At 66.2% G+C, this 16,251-nt stretch carries 19 protein-coding genes, 1 pseudogene and 1 riboswitch; of the genes and pseudogenes, 5 read left to right on the top strand and 15 right to left on the bottom strand.

Annotated features, from left to right (window positions below; translation table 11 throughout):
• Positions 1 to 64: 64 nt before the first annotated feature.
• Positions 65 to 562, top strand: coding sequence for a J domain-containing protein (locus ML401_RS28365; RefSeq protein WP_285807674.1), 498 nt, complete (start codon positions 65 to 67; stop codon positions 560 to 562).
• 64 nt (positions 563 to 626) lie between these two features.
• Here the strand turns inward: ML401_RS28365 and ML401_RS28360 are convergent, their stop codons facing one another.
• From ML401_RS28360 to ML401_RS28350, 3 genes are all read right to left on the bottom strand, one after another.
• Complete coding sequence (locus ML401_RS28360; RefSeq protein ID WP_194403993.1) at positions 627 to 878, bottom strand: hypothetical protein; 252 nt, start codon at positions 876 to 878, stop codon at positions 627 to 629.
• Positions 879 to 1,117: 239 nt separating this feature from the next.
• The gene (locus tag ML401_RS28355; RefSeq protein ID WP_194403992.1) at positions 1,118 to 1,378 is read right to left on the bottom strand and encodes a hypothetical protein; all 261 of its coding nucleotides are present in this window, start codon (positions 1,376 to 1,378) and stop codon (positions 1,118 to 1,120) included.
• Positions 1,379 to 1,491: 113 nt separating this feature from the next.
• On the bottom strand, positions 1,492 to 1,878 hold the full coding sequence (locus ML401_RS28350; protein ID WP_211416245.1) for a RidA family protein: 387 nt from the start codon (positions 1,876 to 1,878) through the stop codon (positions 1,492 to 1,494).
• 416 nt (positions 1,879 to 2,294) lie between these two features.
• Here ML401_RS28350 and ML401_RS28345 point away from each other — a divergent pair, with 416 nt between their 5' ends.
• Positions 2,295 to 2,729 (top strand): hypothetical protein, encoded by a 435-nt coding sequence (locus ML401_RS28345; protein ID WP_211416246.1) that lies wholly within the window; start codon positions 2,295 to 2,297, stop codon positions 2,727 to 2,729.
• A 7-nt stretch (positions 2,730 to 2,736) separates the two neighbouring features.
• On the opposite strand, the pseudogene ML401_RS28340 reads toward ML401_RS28345, so the two are convergent.
• The 8 genes and pseudogenes from ML401_RS28340 to ML401_RS28305 form a co-directional block, all read right to left on the bottom strand.
• Positions 2,737 to 3,386: pseudogene (locus tag ML401_RS28340) on the bottom strand (glutathione S-transferase family protein).
• 232 nt (positions 3,387 to 3,618) lie between these two features.
• A complete protein-coding gene (locus ML401_RS28335) occupies positions 3,619 to 4,158 on the bottom strand; it encodes a mismatch-specific DNA-glycosylase (RefSeq protein WP_285807673.1) in 540 nt (179 codons plus the stop codon).
• A 70-nt stretch (positions 4,159 to 4,228) separates the two neighbouring features.
• Positions 4,229 to 6,127 carry a phosphomethylpyrimidine synthase ThiC gene (gene thiC / locus ML401_RS28330; RefSeq protein ID WP_259216946.1) on the bottom strand — a complete coding sequence of 633 codons (1,899 nt, stop codon included), beginning with the start codon at positions 6,125 to 6,127 and terminating at the stop codon, positions 4,229 to 4,231.
• Between the two features lie 188 nt (positions 6,128 to 6,315).
• Entirely contained in the window at positions 6,316 to 6,924 is a 609-nt protein-coding gene (locus ML401_RS28325) for a thiamine phosphate synthase (protein WP_285807672.1), read from the bottom strand.
• Positions 6,911 to 7,693 (bottom strand): thiazole synthase, encoded by a 783-nt coding sequence (locus ML401_RS28320; protein WP_285807671.1) that lies wholly within the window; start codon positions 7,691 to 7,693, stop codon positions 6,911 to 6,913. The genes ML401_RS28325 and ML401_RS28320 overlap by 14 nt, the downstream gene beginning before the upstream one ends.
• Positions 7,694 to 7,880: 187 nt before the next feature.
• Positions 7,881 to 8,078, bottom strand: coding sequence for a sulfur carrier protein ThiS (gene thiS / locus ML401_RS28315; RefSeq protein WP_285807670.1), 198 nt, complete (start codon positions 8,076 to 8,078; stop codon positions 7,881 to 7,883).
• Positions 8,069 to 9,091, bottom strand: coding sequence for an FAD-dependent oxidoreductase (locus ML401_RS28310; protein WP_285807669.1), 1,023 nt, complete (start codon positions 9,089 to 9,091; stop codon positions 8,069 to 8,071). The genes thiS and ML401_RS28310 overlap by 10 nt, the downstream gene beginning before the upstream one ends.
• Positions 9,079 to 9,219: riboswitch (TPP riboswitch) on the bottom strand. It overlaps the preceding gene by 13 nt.
• Before the next feature lie 182 nt (positions 9,220 to 9,401).
• Positions 9,402 to 9,962: a lytic transglycosylase domain-containing protein gene (locus ML401_RS28305; RefSeq protein WP_212067716.1), complete on the bottom strand. Its 561-nt coding sequence runs from the start codon at positions 9,960 to 9,962 to the stop codon at positions 9,402 to 9,404.
• 242 nt (positions 9,963 to 10,204) lie between these two features.
• On the opposite strand from ML401_RS28305, the gene ML401_RS28300 reads away from it, so the two are divergent.
• A complete protein-coding gene (locus ML401_RS28300) occupies positions 10,205 to 10,405 on the top strand; it encodes a hypothetical protein (RefSeq protein WP_194403980.1) in 201 nt (66 codons plus the stop codon).
• A gap of 13 nt (positions 10,406 to 10,418) precedes the next feature.
• Here the strand turns inward: ML401_RS28300 and ML401_RS28295 are convergent, their stop codons facing one another.
• Both ML401_RS28295 and ML401_RS28290 read right to left on the bottom strand, forming a co-directional pair.
• Positions 10,419 to 11,744: an ATP-binding protein gene (locus ML401_RS28295; RefSeq protein ID WP_212067715.1), complete on the bottom strand. Its 1,326-nt coding sequence runs from the start codon at positions 11,742 to 11,744 to the stop codon at positions 10,419 to 10,421.
• 13 nt (positions 11,745 to 11,757) lie between these two features.
• A complete protein-coding gene (locus ML401_RS28290) occupies positions 11,758 to 12,558 on the bottom strand; it encodes a response regulator (RefSeq protein ID WP_211416257.1) in 801 nt (266 codons plus the stop codon).
• A 180-nt stretch (positions 12,559 to 12,738) separates the two neighbouring features.
• Here ML401_RS28290 and ML401_RS28285 point away from each other — a divergent pair, with 180 nt between their 5' ends.
• Together ML401_RS28285 and ML401_RS28280 are read left to right on the top strand one after the other, a co-directional pair.
• Positions 12,739 to 13,311, top strand: coding sequence for a hypothetical protein (locus ML401_RS28285; protein WP_285807668.1), 573 nt, complete (start codon positions 12,739 to 12,741; stop codon positions 13,309 to 13,311).
• A 227-nt stretch (positions 13,312 to 13,538) separates the two neighbouring features.
• The gene (locus ML401_RS28280; protein WP_194403976.1) at positions 13,539 to 14,063 is read left to right on the top strand and encodes a PRC-barrel domain-containing protein; all 525 of its coding nucleotides are present in this window, start codon (positions 13,539 to 13,541) and stop codon (positions 14,061 to 14,063) included.
• A 101-nt stretch (positions 14,064 to 14,164) separates the two neighbouring features.
• Here the strand turns inward: ML401_RS28280 and ML401_RS28275 are convergent, their stop codons facing one another.
• A complete protein-coding gene (locus ML401_RS28275) occupies positions 14,165 to 14,992 on the bottom strand; it encodes an ABC transporter permease (RefSeq protein ID WP_285807667.1) in 828 nt (275 codons plus the stop codon).
• Positions 14,989 to 16,248, bottom strand: coding sequence for an ABC transporter permease (locus ML401_RS28270; protein WP_211416259.1), 1,260 nt, complete (start codon positions 16,246 to 16,248; stop codon positions 14,989 to 14,991). Before ML401_RS28270 ends, ML401_RS28275 begins: the two co-directional genes overlap by 4 nt.
• Positions 16,249 to 16,251: the final 3 nt, after the last annotated feature.

Genomic DNA, 16,251 nt, shown 5'->3' with positions numbered 1-16,251 from the left:
CGAAATTAAGGGGTCGGAAACGGCAGCCTTGGCATACTGATCTTGATTGCTAAACGTTGCACGCATGATGGAACGGCTCGACACTCGGCTGGACTCCTGGAAACTGGCTCTGGAACGCCTGCGGTCGGCGCAAGCCGCCGACTTCGCCGAGGCGGGCCGGCTCGTGGCCGAGATCGCGCGGATGAGCGTCGACGTCACGCTGCGCCAGGCGGCGGAGCAGGCGCTGCCAGTGCTGCGCCAGGCGGTCGACAATGACGATGACGGCGTCACGCTGGCGGCGCAGCGCCGTCTCGGCGTGGTGCTCGAGGTCGTCCACGATTTGGCCGCGCCGCGCTTCGGCCGCCGCAACGCTGCGCCGAAAAAGCTCTCCAGCGAGGATCGCGCCCGCAAGATGCTCGGCCTGCCGCTCGCGGTGCAGCTCACCTGCGAGGACATCAACCAGGCCTATCGCCGCGCCGCCAAGGGCATGCATCCCGACCACGGCGGCAGCACGCAAGCCTTCATCGACCTCGCCGCCGCGCGCGACGTCCTGATCCATCCCGGCGCGCACAAGGACGCGTAAAAAACAAAGCGGGCAAGGACGAGGTCTTCGTCCTTGCCCGGCTCTTCGTCCGCCGATCGAAATCCTACCAGGTGCAGTGGCCGTTCTTCAGCGCGGCATCCTTCGCCGCGAGTGCGTCGATGAAGGTCGGCATGCTCGCGCTGGCGCGGTGATAGCCGGCCGGCCACGGCGTGGTCGGGATGCTCTCGTCCCAGATCTGGCAGAAGCCGCTGTCCTGCCAGCGGATCAGGTGATAGCTGGCCTGTGCAGGGCTCGCGGCGACGAACGCGGTGACAGCAAGACCGGCGGCAGCGCACAGCACGGAAATACGACGCATGATCAGCTCCTCAAATGAATGATGTGATGCGCCTCCCGGCAATGCGGGGAGGGCTTGTGCCGGACGCCTGTGGGTGATGCGCGCCGGACAAGATGTGAGTCATTCCACGCGCCGATCAGGTTCAAACACCGCGCGCGAGACCTGGCCGGTTTCGGCAGCAGAAATGCGCGAGCCCCGCAAAAGCAAAGGGCGGACCGCTCGCGCGATCCGCCCTCGACATCCGTCATGTCGCGTCAAGCCTAGAGCGTGCAGCGGCGCTCCGCGCGCATCTTGATCTGGAGGTCGGACGCCTGCTGGAAGGTCGGCATCGGCTTGCTGACGACCTTGTAGGTCGACACCCCGATCTGGAGCGGCTTGTACTGCAGGTCCTCGTTCCAGACCTGGCAGATGCCGGTGTTGTCCCAGCGGATCACGTAATAGCCGGCCTTGGCGGATGCGGGCACGGCGAACACGGAGGAAGCGATGCCGGCAACGGCACAGAGGGCGAGAACGCGACGCATGAAATATCTCCTGAAGGGAAGGTGAGAGGAAAACTGGTGCGGCAAAACAGTGCTTCTGGCAAGCCGGGCGGCGGTCGATCACGGATATGTCAGCCGTCCCTCCGCCGTTCGAACTAGCCCTTCGCCAGCGAGGCCACAGCCTCGATCTCGATCAGCATCTTCGGATCGGGCAGGGCCTGCACCACGCACGTCGTGCGCGCCGGATAAGGCGGCGGGCCGAAGGCGCCGGCATAGAGCGCATTCATGGCGGCGACGTCGGAGGGACGGGTCAGGAGCACGTTGACCTTGACGAGGTCGCGGACACCGGCGCCGGCCTCGTCCAGCACGCGTTTGATGTTGACGACCACATTGGCGAACTGCGCCTCGAAACCATCAGGCAGCGCGCCGTTGCCGTCGAAGCCGGGAATGCCCGAGACGAACAGGAGATCGCCGACCCGCGTCGCAAAGGACAGCGGCGGCGCTTTCACGTGAGGCGGGGGCGCAAAATGCTGGATCGGCATGGGATCACCTCGCAAGGACGGTCGCTGATGCCACAAGCGTAGCGGCAGGCGAGGAGGCCTCAAAACAAAAAATGCGAAAACAACCCCATGCACAGTAGGAGGGGGACGGAAATCATTGGGGTTTTCGAATTCGGTTATACCGAGGATGATGAATTGCATCGTCGGGCAAAACAGGGGCATGATGGCATGATGAGGTTGGTCTCGTCCGTGGTTCCGGATTCCACTGTCATGCCCCGGCTCTGGCGGTTTCTGGAATGCTGGATCGACCGCAATTGCGCACTGGCCGGGCGATGACAGCTCGGTGTTTGGCGGACAGCGCGACTGACACTGCCCCCATCATGTTGCCGCCCCGATCAATCAGATACATTCGCCGCGTCTGATTCGAATCCCCTCAGAAACAGCCCCCGGAGATCTCCATGAAGCTCGCATCCACCCTTCGCGCCGCGCTGGTCGCCATCGCGGCCCTGGCCGGACTTTCGACCACGGCGCAGGCCGACAGCGGCTTCGTGACGCTGACGATCTACAAGGCGGGCTGGATCATCGGCGGCTCGGGCGGGAGCGGGGTGCTCAACTTCCGCGGCCGCACCTATGGGCTCTCCACCGGCGGCCTCGACTACGGCCTCGTGTTCGGGGGATCCAAGACCGTGCTGCGCGGCCGCGTCAGCAATATCAACCGTCCCTCCGACGTCGCCGGGGTCTACGGCGCCGCCGGCGCGGGCCTTGCCGTGGGCGCCGGCGCCCGCGCCATCGTGCTGACCAACCAGAAGGGCGCCGTGCTGGAACTGACGGGGCAACAGGTCGGCCTGATGGCGAACGCGGACCTCAGCGGGCTCGCGATCACGATGCGGTAGGGGACGGCTACGAGCGCGCCGTTGCGGTGAACACCGCAAGCTGCGCCTCGAACGCCCGCCGGAACGCCGGCCGTGCCTCGCCGCGCGCGACGTAAGCGGCGATGGCAGGATATTCATCGAGCAAGCCCGATGTGTTCAACCGCCGCAGCACCGTCACCAGCATGAGATCGCCGGCGCTGAACGCGCCGTCGAGCCAGTCGGCACCGCCCAGGCGAGCGGACAATTCGCCGAGCCTGACGCGGACGCGATCCTGCAACATCGGCAGTCGCTCCGCGGACCAGCTCTTGTCGCGTTCGAACAGCATGGCCATGGTGAGCTCGACGATCGGCGGCTCGACCGTGCTCAGCGCGGCGAACATCCACGCGATCGCGCGGGCGCGCGCATTGGCGTCGTGAGGCAGCAAGCCCTCGTGGCGCTCGGCGATGTGCAGCACGATCGCGCCCGACTCGAACAGCGCGAGATCGCCATCCTCATAGGTCGGAATCTGCCCGAACGGATGCAGCGCAAGAGCGCCGGCTGCTTCATCGCGGCGAAGGAAAGGAGGCGAACGTCGTAGGGCTGGCCGACCTCCTCGAACGCCCAGCGCACCCGCATGTCGCGGGCCTGGCCCTTGCCGCGGTCGGGGGAGTTTTCGAAGGCGGTGATGGTGGGGGGCATTGGAGCTCCGGGGTGATCGTTTCCAGGACGAACGACGGATGCTGTCTCCGACAGACTGTGTGCGAAATATCGGTGGTGGCGTGCCCCGGACGCAGTGCATCGCGCCCCCACTTGCGGCGCGATGCGCTGCAGAGCCGGGGCCCATGACGAACGCGTGCCGGAGCTTCTGGATCCCGGGTCTGCGCTACGCTTGCCCGGGACACGAGACCAGACGCAATCCGGCAGTCGCCGTTCAGGGTGCGCGACCAATCCACGCCCCCAGTTCGCGCCACGGCTCGATCGTCCAATGCCCGGACGCCGCGCCGGACGGCGAGGGGAGCACGAATATCTCCGGCAAGCTCGCATCGCGCGCCTGCCGCCCCAGCGCGATCGCAGCTGACGGCCTGCCGTAAAACAAGCTCGCCGCCTTCTTGCTCGTGAACGCAATCGTTCGCGGCCGATACTCTTCCATCTTCGCCCTGAAGCCCGCCACGTCGATCGTCTCCGCCGCGATCTGGTGATCCATCCCGGCGCCCGTCTTGGAGAGATCGGTGAAGCCGATCGCGAGACCGATCAACTCCGCGAATTCGCTCGGCTGATATCGCCGCGGCGTGATCCCGGCCTCATGGATCGCACGCCAGAAGCGGTTGCCGGGATGGGCGTAATAGTGCCCGAGCTCCGCCGAGCGCGTCGAGGCGGCGGTGCCGACGAAGACGAGGCGGAGGTTGGGGCGGAGTTGGTCGGGGAGGCGGTGGGGGGGCAAATAGAATAGCTCTGGTCTTGTAGCCCGCATGAGCGTCAGCGAAAAAGACCGGGCGCTTACCCGGTCTTTTGCCATTGACGGATGCTATTTGCAGAGTAGGTCACAACACCCGATTACTCTCCTTCACCTTCTCCGCATCCAGATACAAGCTCTCGCCCATCTCCTTGAACTTCGCGCTCATCTTGGCCATGCCGTCTTCGGCGGTGCCGGCCAGCGACATGCCCACCGAGTTCGGATCGTTCAGCGTCGCCGCGTAGTCGCGCACGTCCTGGGTGATCTTCATCGAGCAGAATTTTGGACCGCACATCGAGCAGAAATGGGCGACCTTGTGGGCTTCCTTCGGCAGGGTCTCGTCGTGGAAGTTCTTCGCGGTATCCGGATCGAGGCCGAGGTTGAACTGGTCGCTCCAGCGGAAGTCGAAACGGGCGCGGGAGAGAGCGTCGTCGCGCAGTTGCGCGGCGGGGTGGCCCTTGGCCAGGTCAGAGGCGTGGGCGGCGATCTTGTAGGTGATGACGCCGGTCTTGACGTCGTTGCGGTCGGGCAGGCCGAGATGCTCCTTCGGGGTGACGTAGCACAGCATGGCGCAGCCGAACCAGCCGATCATGGCCGCGCCGATGCCCGAGGTGATGTGGTCGTAGCCCGGCGCGATGTCGGTGGTCAGGGGCCCGAGCGTGTAGAACGGCGCTTCGCCGCACTCCTTGAGCTGCTTGTCCATGTTGATCTTGATCTTGTGCATCGGCACATGGCCGGGGCCTTCGATCATGACCTGGCAGCCCTTGTCCCAAGCGATCTTCGTCAGTTCGCCGAGGGTTTCGAGCTCGGCAAACTGCGCGCGGTCGTTGGCGTCGGCGATCGAGCCGGGACGCAGGCCGTCGCCGAGCGAGAACGAGACGTCATACTTGCGCATGAGGTCGCAGATCTCGTCGAAATGCGTGTAGAGGAAGCTTTCCTTGTGATGCGCCAGGCACCACTTCGCCATGATCGAGCCGCCGCGGCTGACGATGCCGGTGACGCGGCTGGCGGTGAGGTGGATGTAGGACAGGCGCACGCCGGCATGGATGGTGAAATAGTCGACGCCCTGCTCGCACTGCTCGATCAAGGTGTCCTTGTAGAGCTCCCAGGTCAGCTTGACGGGATCGCCGTTGCACTTCTCCAGCGCCTGGTAGATCGGCACCGTGCCGATCGGCACCGGCGAGTTGCGCAGGATCCACTCCCGCGTGGTGTGGATGTTGCGGCCCGTGGAGAGGTCCATCACGGTGTCGGCGCCCCAGCGGATCGCCCACACCATCTTCTCGACCTCTTCCTCGACCGACGAGGTCACCGCCGAGTTGCCGATATTGGCGTTGATCTTGGTCAGGAAGTTGCGGCCGATGATCATCGGCTCGAGCTCGGAGTGGTTGATGTTGCAGGGGATGATGGCGCGGCCGCGCGCGATCTCGTCGCGCACGAATTCCGGGGTGATGAAGGCGGGGACTGATGCGCCAAAGCTCTCGCCGTCGGCGAGCGCGGCTTCCGCGCGCTCGAGCTGCTGCTTGCGGCCGAGGTTTTCGCGGGCGGCGACGTAGATCATCTCCTTGGTGATGATGCCGGCGCGGGCAAATTCGAGCTGCGTGATCTTGTGGCCGTCGAGGCCGCGCAGCGGCTTGTGATAGGCCGAGAAGGCGCGCGCGGCCTTGTCGGTGGAGACGCTGCCGTTGTCTTCCGGCTTGATCTGGCGGCCCTCATATTCCTCGACGCCGCCGCGCTCCAGCACCCATTGCTTGCGGTTGCGGGCAAGGCCGGCGTTGACGTCGATGGTGACGCTCGGATCCGTGTAGGGGCCCGAGGTGTCGTACACCGGCAGGTTCGGCTCGCCCGCGCCTTCGGACAGGATGATCTCGCGCAAGGGCACGCGCAGCTCGGGCGCGGCGTCCGGGGAGGCGAAGATCTTTCGCGAGGAGGGGAGCGGGCCGGTGGTGACGGCGGGGACGGTTTTTTCGGGGTTGGAGCGGATGTTCATGGGATCCTCCGGTGAATATGATTATCGCGTCGTTGCGTGCTGTTCGTCATCCCGAGGCGCGAGCACTTGCGAGCCTCGAAGGATGGAGCCGGGCCGTCGCCCTTCGAGGGCCGCTTGCGCGGCCACCTCCAGCGACAACGGCTTCGCCATTGCGCGGGGGTGACGGGGAAAAGTGTGAGCGAGGCGCATCACGCCCCCTCGTTCGACAGGCCGAGCCATTGCCGCACGCGGGCGTCCGGGTCGGGATTCTGCGTGACGTCGCTGACCACCGCAATCGAATCTGCGCCCGCGGCAAAGATCTCCGCAGCGTGCTCGCACTTGATGCCGCCGATGGCGACCAGCGGGATCGATCCGATGCGCTTCTTCCATTCGGTGATCTTCGCAATGCCCTGCGGCTCGAAGCGCATCGATTTGAGCGTGGTGAAGAAGATCGGGCCGAGCGCGACGTAATCGGGCTTTGCTTGGAGCGCGGTTTCAAGCTCGGCATCGTCATGGGTGGAGATGCCGAGCGACAGGCCGGCCTCGCGGATCGCCTTGAGGTCGGCGTCCGCGAGATCTTCCTGGCCGAGATGCAGATATTTCGCATCCGCGACGATCGCGGCGCGCCAATAATCGTTCACGACCAGCTTGGCTTGCGTGCCTTTCGTGATCGCCAGCGCGTCGGTGACCATCTGCAACGCCTGCCCGTCGTCGAGCTCCTTGGCGCGCAGCTGAATGGTGCCGACGCCGAGTTTTGTGAGGCGCTCGACCCACGCAAGGCTGTCGACGACGGGATAGAAGCGATCAGGATACGGCATGCCAGAACGGGGTCCCAACGACAGGGGTGGAGGGGGAGGCGAAGTCGCGGGCGTTCATCAGCCCGGCCTCGTAAGCGGTGCGGCCGGCCTCGATACCCAAGCGGAAGGCGTTGGCCATCGCGACGGGATCGGCGGCCTTTGCGATCGCGGTGTTGAGCAGCACGGCATCATAGCCGAGCTCCAGCGCCTGCGCGGCGTGGCTGGGCGCGCCCAGGCCGGCGTCGACCACCAGGGTGATGTCGGGCAGCCGGTCGCGCAGCAGCTTCAGCGCATCGCGATTGGTGATGCCCTTCGCGCTGCCGATCGGCGCGGCCCATGGCATCACCACCTTGCAGCCGGCATCGACCAGGCGGTTCGCGACCGAGAGATCTTCGGTGCAATAGGGGAATACTTCAAAACCGTCCTTGACCAGGATGGTGGCGGCTTCGACCAGGCCAACGACGTCGGGCTGCAGCGTGTCGTTGTCGGCGATGACCTCGAGCTTGATCCAGCTCGTGCCGAACAATTCGCGGGCGAGTTTTGCGGTGGTCACCGCCTCGCGCACGGTGCGGCAGCCCGCGGTGTTCGGCAGCACGGTGACGTCGAGCTCGCGGATCAGGTTCCAGAACGCGTCGCCGGTCTTGCCGCCGGCGGATTCGCGCCGCAGCGACACCGTGACGATGTTCGAGCCGGAGGCGCGGATCGCGCTCTGCATGATCGCCGGCGAGGGATACAGCGCGCTGCCGATGAGCAGGCGCGAGGCGAAGGTTTTGCCGTAGAAGGTCACCATGTCGAAGGTGTCTCCTTGAATGACGGTGTCAGCGCAAACGTAGCTGTCATCCCCGCGAAAGCGGGGATCCATACCGCGTGATTTCTCGCGGGGCGCGCGGGGAGAGACCGACTGCCACAACCGGCCCCTGGGGTCATGGGTCCCCGCGTTCGCGGGGACGACAATTTGAGAGAGCGTGCCATCCCGCTCACCCTCCCTGCCGCGGCGTGATGATCTCGATCTCGTCGCCGGCCTTCAGTGCGGTCTCGGCCCAGCGGCTTTTCGGCACGACGTCGTAGTTCAGCGCGATGGCGAAATGGGTGCCCTCGTAATCGAGCTCGGTGAGCAGCGCGTCGACGCTGGCTGCGTTCACGTCGCGCTGCTCACCGTTGACGATCAGACGCATTGCATCACCTCGTTGTCGATCTGGCCACGCTCGACATAGTTGAGCGTCAGCTCGGCGAGCGCGGGGGCGATCAGGAAGCCGTGGCGGTAGAGGCCGTTGACGGTGATCCTGCGGCCGCGAATGCCGATGCGCGGCAGATTGTCGGGAAAAGCGGGGCGAAGCCCCGAGCCGAATTCGACGATGCGGGCTTCGCCGAACGCCGGATGCACCGCATAGGCGGCGCCGAGCAACTCCAGCGCGGAGCGGACGCTGACGCCGGTGTCCTCGGCCTCGATCGAGGTCGCGCCCAGCATGAACAGATTGTTCTCGCGCGGGATCACGTAGAGCGGCCAGCGCGGATGCATCAGCCGCACCGGGCGCGCCAGCTGCACCTCGGCGGTCTCGATCAGGATCATCTCGCCCTTGACGCCGCGCAGCTCCGGCTGCTCGTCGCGCGCACCGAGGCCGCGGCAGTCGATCACGATGCCGTCAGGGTCCTTTGCGAGATCGTCGACGGTGACGTCGCTTTCGAACTTGATGGTGCCGCCGGCGGCGCGGATGCGCTCGTGCAGCTGCGGCAGCACGCGGCGCGGCTCGACATGGCCCTCGGCCGGGAAGAACAGCGCGTCGCGGAAGCGGCCCTCCAGCGACGGCTCGAGCGCGGCGAGCCCGGCGGCGTCGAGCCGGCGGTGGTCCTCGGTCATGCGGGCAAAACGCTCGAAATCGTTGCGCTCGCGTGGATGGGCGACGACGAGCGAGCCGTTGAACGGCGTGTCGGGCAGCTCGCGCCGCCAGACGTCGAGCGAGCGCAGGCCGAGGCGGCTGATGATGGGTTCGGCGACCTCCGCCTCGCAATAGGGCGCGAGCATGCCGCCGGCCCAATGGCTGGTGGCGTCCGTCATCGCCTCGTCACCGCGCTCGTGCAAGGTCACGGCATGGCCGGCCTGCGCGAACAGCAGGGCCTGCCAGGCGCCCGCAATGCCTGCGCCGATGATGGATACCGGTGAATCCGGTCGCTTGGTCGTTTGCAACATCCCTGTCCCTTCGCCGGCATGACCCGGATCAGGTTCAAAGGGTCACCGCGGTCCTGGCAAGCCGGTTGATCGGCATTGCCCGTTTAGCGGTATCTCAGCTCCTCCTCGGAGCACCCCTCGGAACGAGTCTAATGTAGGACAGCGGGGCGGGGTGGTCAACGCGTTAGGTGGGAACCTCACCGCTCGTGCCCCGGACGCAGCGCATCACGCAGTGGTGCGCTGCTGAGCGGGGCCCATGCTTATGTGGGATGCTGCGTCCCGGCTCTGCGCAGCAGCTTTGCACGCTGCGGCGCGTCCGGGACGCGGGGAATTACCGCGACGCCTGCGCCCGCGCGTTGCGCACGCGCTGGGCCAGCTTGCGGTGCGGCACATTGCCGAACATCGGCTGCGGATTGCCGTTCGGCTCCAGCCAAGGTTGACCCATACCCCCCTGGCCCATGGTCTCGCCCATGTTGGCGACCTGCACGGCCTCCTGACGCTGGCGCTTGGCGGCGTAGTAATAGCCGCCGGCGAAATAGCGCACGGCGCGGGCGTGGTCGCCATTGGCGGCGCGATAGGCGCCGGCGAGGTATTTCACGGCATAGGTGAGGTTGGTGTTGGGATCGCGCAGGCCCGCGGCATCGCCGGTGTAGCCGACGCCGCGCGCGGTCGCGAGCTTGATCTGCATCAGCCCGATGGTGCCGCCACGTCCGACGAGGTGGGGCTGATAGCGGCTCTCGCGCATGATCACGCGGTGCACCAGCGCTTCCGGCACGCCGTTGGCGCGGGCATGGGCCGCGACCATCTCGGCATATTCGGCTTCACCGGCGAAGGCCGCCTGCGGCAATGTCAGTCCGGCCGTGAGCAGCGCGGCAATGCGTAAAATCTTCATAAGATATCCCTGAGGCCCTCTAGGTGACCTGCGCCAAGCTGCCGATAGGCCTCCCGAACGCGGCGATGATGTGACCAAACGCCGCCGCTGACGATTTTGCGGCGCAGAGCCGCTGTTACGACTCAATGCCGGGCTAAGGGTTCCTTCAGGGCGGACGACCCCCGCTCGCGGCAGCAAGGCTGTCTAGTCGCGCAAGCGCGCGAAAGCGAGTAGGAAGCGGCTAGCAAATCGGGAGAGGTGCCATGACAAAAGCAGTCCTCAGCGACACCCCCAGGCAAAACCCCTGTGCCCAGTGCGGCACGCCGATCCCGCGGCCCGACTGGATCGAGCCGGGCGAGGGGCGCGTCTCCTATCTCTGGACCTGCCACGCCTGCAACTATCGCTTCGAGGCGGTGGCGATCTTCGAGGAGGCGGCCGTCGAGCACCCGCCGCTCGCGGCGTAACGGGCGATCTATCTTAAGCCGCAGCCAGGCGCGGCTGTTGCCACAGCGGCAATTGCATCCGCACGATCAGTCCGTGCGGCTCGCGGTCGTGCAGCGACAGCTCGCCGCCATGGGCGAGTGCGATGGCGCGCGCGATCGACAGGCCGAGCCCGAAGCCGGTGGACTCGTCCATGGTGCGCGCATCGTCGCCCCGCACGAACGGCTCCAGCATCTCCTGCTTGCGCGCGTCCGAAATGCCGGGGCCGTCGTCCTCGACGTCGATCACGAGCCTGCTGCCGGAGACGTCGAGGCGGATCGTCACCTCGGCGCCGAAGCGCACCGCGTTCTCGACGAGGTTGGTGACGCCGCGATGCAGATCGTCGGGCCGCGCGGCGGCGGTCGCGGAGGCCGGGCCGTCGTAATGCACGACATGGCCCATGTCGCCGAACTGGTCGGCGACGAGCTGCAGCGTGCTGGCGATGTCGACCAGCGTCACGGCCTCGACCTTGCGGTCGTTGCGCAGCAGCGACAGCACGCTCTCCAGCATCGCGCGCATCTGGTCGAGGTCGATCAGCATGCGCTTGCGGTTGGTCTCGTCCTCGATGAACTCGGCGCGCAGGCGCAGCCGCGTGATCGGCGTGCGCAGATCGTGGCTGATCGCGGCCAGCATCCGGGTGCGGTCCGACATCAGGCGGGCGATCCGCTCGTGCATGCGGTTGAGCGCGCGCGCCACCGAGCGGATCTCTTCCGGGCCGCGCTCCGGCAGCGGCTCGGCCCCGCCGTCCAGACTGAAATTCTCGGCGGCCTTGGCGAAGGACGACAGGGGAGCTGCCAGCGCGCGCGCCGCCCACAGGCCGAGCACGGTGACGCAGATGAAGGCGCTCATCAGCGCCATCAGCCAGGGCGCGCCCCAGAACCATGGCCGCGGCCCGCCGTCGACATGCCCTGATATCAGGGTGCCGTCGGGCAACTCGATGCCGATGCGGGATTGGTTGTCGATCGAGGCCAGCTGGACCGGCTTGTAGCCGCGCCCGAGATGACGGCGCATTGCGCGCAGGTGCTGGTTGTCGCTCTCCTCGACGCTTGCGGTGCCCGGGGCGAGCACTTCGATGCCGAGCTTGGGGAAGGCGCGCGCGAGATCGGCGACGAGGCGGGGCCGTTCGCCGGGCTCGGCAGAGCCGAGCAGCAGCGCGGCATCGGTCAGTTGGTGCGCGCCGTCCGGCGGCGTGTCGGGGCGATCCGGCCGGCTGATCAGGAAGGCGGTGGTGACGACGAGATGCAGCGCGAGGGTCGACGCCAGCACCAGCGCGGCGATCTGCCCGCCGATCCCCTTGAGGTGGAAGAACCCGAACGGCTTCATCGTCGGCGTCCCCTTAATTGCTCAGGGGCGCCGCAACCGCTTCAATGCCTGCTGCCTGGGTGCTTGCCGCGGGAAGGCTTGCCGCTTGAGGATTTGCGACCTGGGTTCGCGGCGTGAACAGATAGCCGCCGGAGCGCACCGTCTTGATGAGGGTGGGATCGGCCGGGTTGGGCTCGATCTTGCGGCGGATGCGGCTGACCAGCACGTCGATGGAGCGCTCGAACGAGCCGGTGTTGCGCCCTTGCGTGAGGTCGAGCAGGCTGTCGCGCGACAGCACGCGGCCGGGCCGTTCGCAGAAGGTGCGGAGCAGATCGAATTCGGCGCTGGTTACCGCGACGCGCGCGCCTTCCGGATTGCGCAATTCGCGCAGCCGCAGATCGATGTGCCAGCCCTCGAAGGTGAGCGTGGAGGCGCCTTCGATCGAGCTCGCCGCCTGCGCCGCGGCCTGGCGGCGCAGCACCGCGTTGATGCGGGCAAGCAGCTCGCGCGGGTTGAAGGGTTTTGGCAGATAATCGTCCGCGCCCATCTCGAGGCCGACGATGCGGTCGACGTCCTCGCCGCGCGCGGTCAGCATGATGATCGGCGTCTGCCCCTCGGCACGCACCTTGCGGCACAGGCTGAGACCGTCCTCGCCGGGCAGCATGACGTCGAGAATGATCAGGTCGATGCGGTGATCGGCCATGGCGCGCGACATCTCGCGGCCGTCGCTCACGGCGGTGACGTTGCAGGCGTTGTTGCGCAGGTACTTCGCAATCAACGTCCGGGTTTCGCGGTCGTCCTCGACGACCAGGATGTTGGGATTGGGAATGGCCATGCGCTTTGTTTGTCCAAGATTCGGGCCAAATGGCGAAGATTTTTGTTTCGGATTGTTTCTGTCCGGCGTCCCGCAACAGGCGGCAATCGTGTGATCGCGGAGCAGCAAGGTCTCGTTAAGGCCGTTAACCATACCGTGGCGTGAACAGCAGCGAAACCCCGCAAAACCCACGGAGCCATCATGACCTCGATTTCGGCGGCCTCCGCCGGCAACATCCAATCGCCGCTGCAGCGGCTGCAGCAGGAATTGCAATCGGAAGTGTCCGCCGGGACGGTCTCGTCGGCGGATCAGTCCGCGCTCTCGACGGCGCTGACCGACATCGACACGGCACTCCAGCAGAGCCGGTCGAGCGATGGGTCGAGCGGCACGCACCCCTCCAAGGCGGACATGCAGTCGAAGATCGACGATCTCATCTCGAACGAGGTGTCGAACGGGACGCTGACCTCGGACCAGGCCGAAGCGCTCAAGGGCGTGTTTCAGTCCGCCTTCGCGAGCGGTCCCGGCGGGGCGGGCGGCCCCGGTGGCGCAGGCGGGCCGCCGCCCGGTCCGCCGCCGGACGACAGCTCCTCGGATTCCTCGTCGTCCACGGACACCACCAGCAGCAGCTCCAGCGACCAGACCATTGCCGAGATCCTGCAGCAATTCCTCCAGGCGCTGCAGCAATCGCAATCGTCGACATCGTCCTACGGCGCCAACGGCGGCTCATCCGGCAGCTCCGGCTTCTCTGCGCTTCTGATCGACTACAAGAGCTGACCCCGAGCGACGCGGGTCGGCGCGGCTCCTCGCCGCGATCGTGCTTCACCCAGGGCGCACGATCGTCGGCGGGGAACCGTGCGTCGCAAAATGTTACTGAGTGACGCAGGAACACCCTTGCGAAGTTCTTGCACTCGCATCGCGCGACGAAATTGCCGCGCGCACGGAACTGCGCGTGATCAGCGCTGTTTTCTCCACACGAGTTTTTTGTTGAAGGAGAGGACAACATGATGAAGACGATCGTCGCCGGCCTTGCCGGCACTGCACTGCTCACGACCGTTGCGTTCGCGCAGTCGCCGACCGCCACCACCGACAAGGCGGCGCCTGCGGCAACCACCGCCACGACGACCACCACGACCGCATCGGGACAGTGGCGTACATCCAAGATGGACGGGTTGAAGGTCTACAACGAAGCCAACGAGAACATCGGCACGATCAACGACCTGCTGATGGACAAGAGCGGCGACATCAAGATTGCCGTGATCGGCGTCGGCGGCTTCCTCGGCATGGGCGAGCATCTGGTCGCCGTGCCCTACGAGAAGCTGAAGTTCGTCAACGAGGCCGTCGCCTACACCGGCACCGGCGCGAAGCCCGCCGCGACCACGACCACGGGCGCTGCGACCGGCACCGCCGACACCAAGCCCGCCGCGACCACGACGTCGTCCACCTCGAAATGGTATCCGGATCACGCCGTGTTCAATGCCAGCAAGGACGAGCTGAAGAACATGCCGGAGTTCAAGTATTCGGAGTAATGGGCTTCTAGCCATCTGAACGAAGCGCGCCCGGTTTTCACCGGGCGCGCTGTCGTGTCTTTCACCGCCCCGCAAGCGGGGGGACGAGGGACGGAGTCCTCTCAACCACCACGCTTGAGCCGTTCGTTGCGACGGCGCAAGGCTTCCATCGTGGCGAGGAGGATGACCGAGACTGTCGTCAGGATCACCGCCGCGGCCGTGATGGTCGGACTGATGTTCTCGCGGATGCCGCTGAACATCTCGCGCGGCAGGGTGCGCTGCTCGGGACCTGCCATGAACAGCACGATCACCACCTCGTCGAAGCTGGTCGCAAAGGCGAACAGCGCGCCCGATGCGAGGCCCGGCAGGATCAGCGGCAGGATCACGCGGCGGAACGCTTGAAGCGGCGAGGCGCCGAGCGAGGCGGCGGCGCGCGCCAGATTGGTGTCGAAGCTCTGCAGCGTCGCGCCGACCGTGATCACCACGAACGGCGTTGCCAGCGCGGTGTGGGCCAGGATCAGGCCGAGATAGCTGCCGGTGAGGCCAATCGGCGCGAAGAAGAAATACAGGCCAACGGCGGTGATGACGCCGGGCACGACGACCGGCGACAGCACGAAAGCCAGCACCAGCGGTTTGAACCGGCTCTTCCACTGCGCCAGCCCCAGCGCTGCCAGCGTGCCGAGCACCATGGACAGCACGGTGGAGGCGACGCCGATGATCACGCTGTTCTTCAGCGAATTCATCCAACGCGGCGAATTGATGAAATCGTCGTACCATCGCAAGGACAGGCGGGGCAGCGGATAGGTGAGGTACGAGCTCGAACTGAAGGACAGCGGCATGATCGCAAGGATCGGCGCGATCAGGAAAATGAACACCAGCGTGGAGACCACGAGGGTCGTTGTCCACGCGATGCGCTGGCTCGGCGTGCGCAGGGAGGCATTGTCGCTCAATTCTTCATGCCTCCCGTGACCTGCTGGCCCTGCACCAGCTTGCCATAGACCAGCGCCAAGAGAATGGTGGCCAGCAGCAGCACCGCACCGAGCGCCGAAGCGAGACCCCAATTGGCGGTCTCGGTAGTATAAAGGGCGATGAAGTAGCTGATCATCTGATCGGCGGCGCCGCCGACGAGGGCCGGCGTAATGTAATAGCCGAGCGCCAGGATGAAGACGAGCAGGCTTCCCGCACTGACGCCCGGCAGGGTCTGCGGCAGGTAGATGCGCAGGAAGGCGGTGAGCGGCGGTGCGCCGAGCGAGGCGGCGGCCCGCAAGTAAGCGGGCGAGATCGCCTTCATGCTGCTGTACAGCGGCAGGATCATGAACGGCAGCAGCACGTGGGTCATGGCCACGCAGACGCCGAAGCGATTGTAGATCAGGCGCAACGGCTCGTCGATGATGCCGAGCCAGTGCAGGCTGTCGTTGACGACGCCCTTGCTCTGCAGCAGCACGATCCAGGCGCAGGTGCGGACCAGAAGCGAGGTCCAGAACGGCAGCAGGACGAAGATCATCAGGAGGTTCGACCTGCCCGGCGGCAGCGTCGCCAGGAGGTACGCGACGGGGAAGCCGAGGATGAGGCAGAGCGCGGTGACGCTGAGACTGATGACGAAGGTGCGCGCGAACAGGCTGCGGTAGATGGCCTGGTCCGGCGGGGCCGCGACGATCGCGCCGTCCACGTTTCGCGTCAGGTCGAGCGCGGCCAGAAGGTAGAAACCCGTGATGGGGCCGCCGGCGTCCTTGATCGTCGTCCACGTCGCGCGTTCGCGCCAGGCCGGATTGATCTTGCCTAGAGTCTCCTTGGCCGTGCCGGGTTCGGGCGCGGTCTTGAGATTGCGTGAGGTGCTGGTCAGGATCGTGCGGAAACCGTTCAGCGCGTAGTTCAGCCGCTTGGCCGCGATGGCGATGGTGCCGGAGGCGCGCGCCGCCTGGACGTCGCTTGCCAGCGCCGCGTAGGCCTTCTCGTCCGGCAACTCCTTGCCGTCCCACTCGGCGAGAGCAGCTATGGTTTGAGGCAGAACCTGGCGCACCTCGCGGTCATCGACCGCGCGCCACAGCATGCCGGCGATGGGCCCGGCGAAGGTGAAGAGCAGGAAGACGAGAAGCGGCGCGACCAGCGCCAATGCCTTGACCTGACGTGCCCGCTCTGCACGCCTCAATCGGCGCTTGAGCGGAACTTCGGTCGACGCATCGGCACTGGTCGCGGACGCTGTCATGGG

This window comes from Bradyrhizobium sp. 62B, assembly GCF_030272265.2.
In the GTDB taxonomy this organism is placed as follows: Bacteria; Pseudomonadota; Alphaproteobacteria; order Rhizobiales; family Xanthobacteraceae; genus Bradyrhizobium.
Note: the sequence above shows the minus strand (reverse complement) of the source record. Positions and strands in the feature narration are given on the sequence as shown.

Coding starts and splice junctions, on each gene's coding strand:
- ML401_RS28365 (WP_285807674.1), top strand. CDS start 65: ATGATGGAACGGCTCGACACTCGGCTGGACTCCTGGAAACTGGCTCTG.
- ML401_RS28360 (WP_194403993.1), bottom strand. CDS start 878: ATGCGTCGTATTTCCGTGCTGTGCGCTGCCGCCGGTCTTGCTGTCACC.
- ML401_RS28355 (WP_194403992.1), bottom strand. CDS start 1,378: ATGCGTCGCGTTCTCGCCCTCTGTGCCGTTGCCGGCATCGCTTCCTCC.
- ML401_RS28350 (WP_211416245.1), bottom strand. CDS start 1,878: ATGCCGATCCAGCATTTTGCGCCCCCGCCTCACGTGAAAGCGCCGCCG.
- ML401_RS28345 (WP_211416246.1), top strand. CDS start 2,295: ATGAAGCTCGCATCCACCCTTCGCGCCGCGCTGGTCGCCATCGCGGCC.
- ML401_RS28335 (WP_285807673.1), bottom strand. CDS start 4,158: ATGCGGGCTACAAGACCAGAGCTATTCTATTTGCCCCCCCACCGCCTC.
- thiC (WP_259216946.1), bottom strand. CDS start 6,127: ATGAACATCCGCTCCAACCCCGAAAAAACCGTCCCCGCCGTCACCACC.
- ML401_RS28325 (WP_285807672.1), bottom strand. CDS start 6,924: ATGCCGTATCCTGATCGCTTCTATCCCGTCGTCGACAGCCTTGCGTGG.
- ML401_RS28320 (WP_285807671.1), bottom strand. CDS start 7,693: ATGGTGACCTTCTACGGCAAAACCTTCGCCTCGCGCCTGCTCATCGGC.
- thiS (WP_285807670.1), bottom strand. CDS start 8,078: ATGCGTCTGATCGTCAACGGTGAGCAGCGCGACGTGAACGCAGCCAGC.
- ML401_RS28310 (WP_285807669.1), bottom strand. CDS start 9,091: ATGTTGCAAACGACCAAGCGACCGGATTCACCGGTATCCATCATCGGC.
- ML401_RS28305 (WP_212067716.1), bottom strand. CDS start 9,962: ATGAAGATTTTACGCATTGCCGCGCTGCTCACGGCCGGACTGACATTG.
- ML401_RS28300 (WP_194403980.1), top strand. CDS start 10,205: ATGACAAAAGCAGTCCTCAGCGACACCCCCAGGCAAAACCCCTGTGCC.
- ML401_RS28295 (WP_212067715.1), bottom strand. CDS start 11,744: ATGAAGCCGTTCGGGTTCTTCCACCTCAAGGGGATCGGCGGGCAGATC.
- ML401_RS28290 (WP_211416257.1), bottom strand. CDS start 12,558: ATGGCCATTCCCAATCCCAACATCCTGGTCGTCGAGGACGACCGCGAA.
- ML401_RS28285 (WP_285807668.1), top strand. CDS start 12,739: ATGACCTCGATTTCGGCGGCCTCCGCCGGCAACATCCAATCGCCGCTG.
- ML401_RS28280 (WP_194403976.1), top strand. CDS start 13,539: ATGATGAAGACGATCGTCGCCGGCCTTGCCGGCACTGCACTGCTCACG.
- ML401_RS28270 (WP_211416259.1), bottom strand. CDS start 16,248: ATGACAGCGTCCGCGACCAGTGCCGATGCGTCGACCGAAGTTCCGCTC.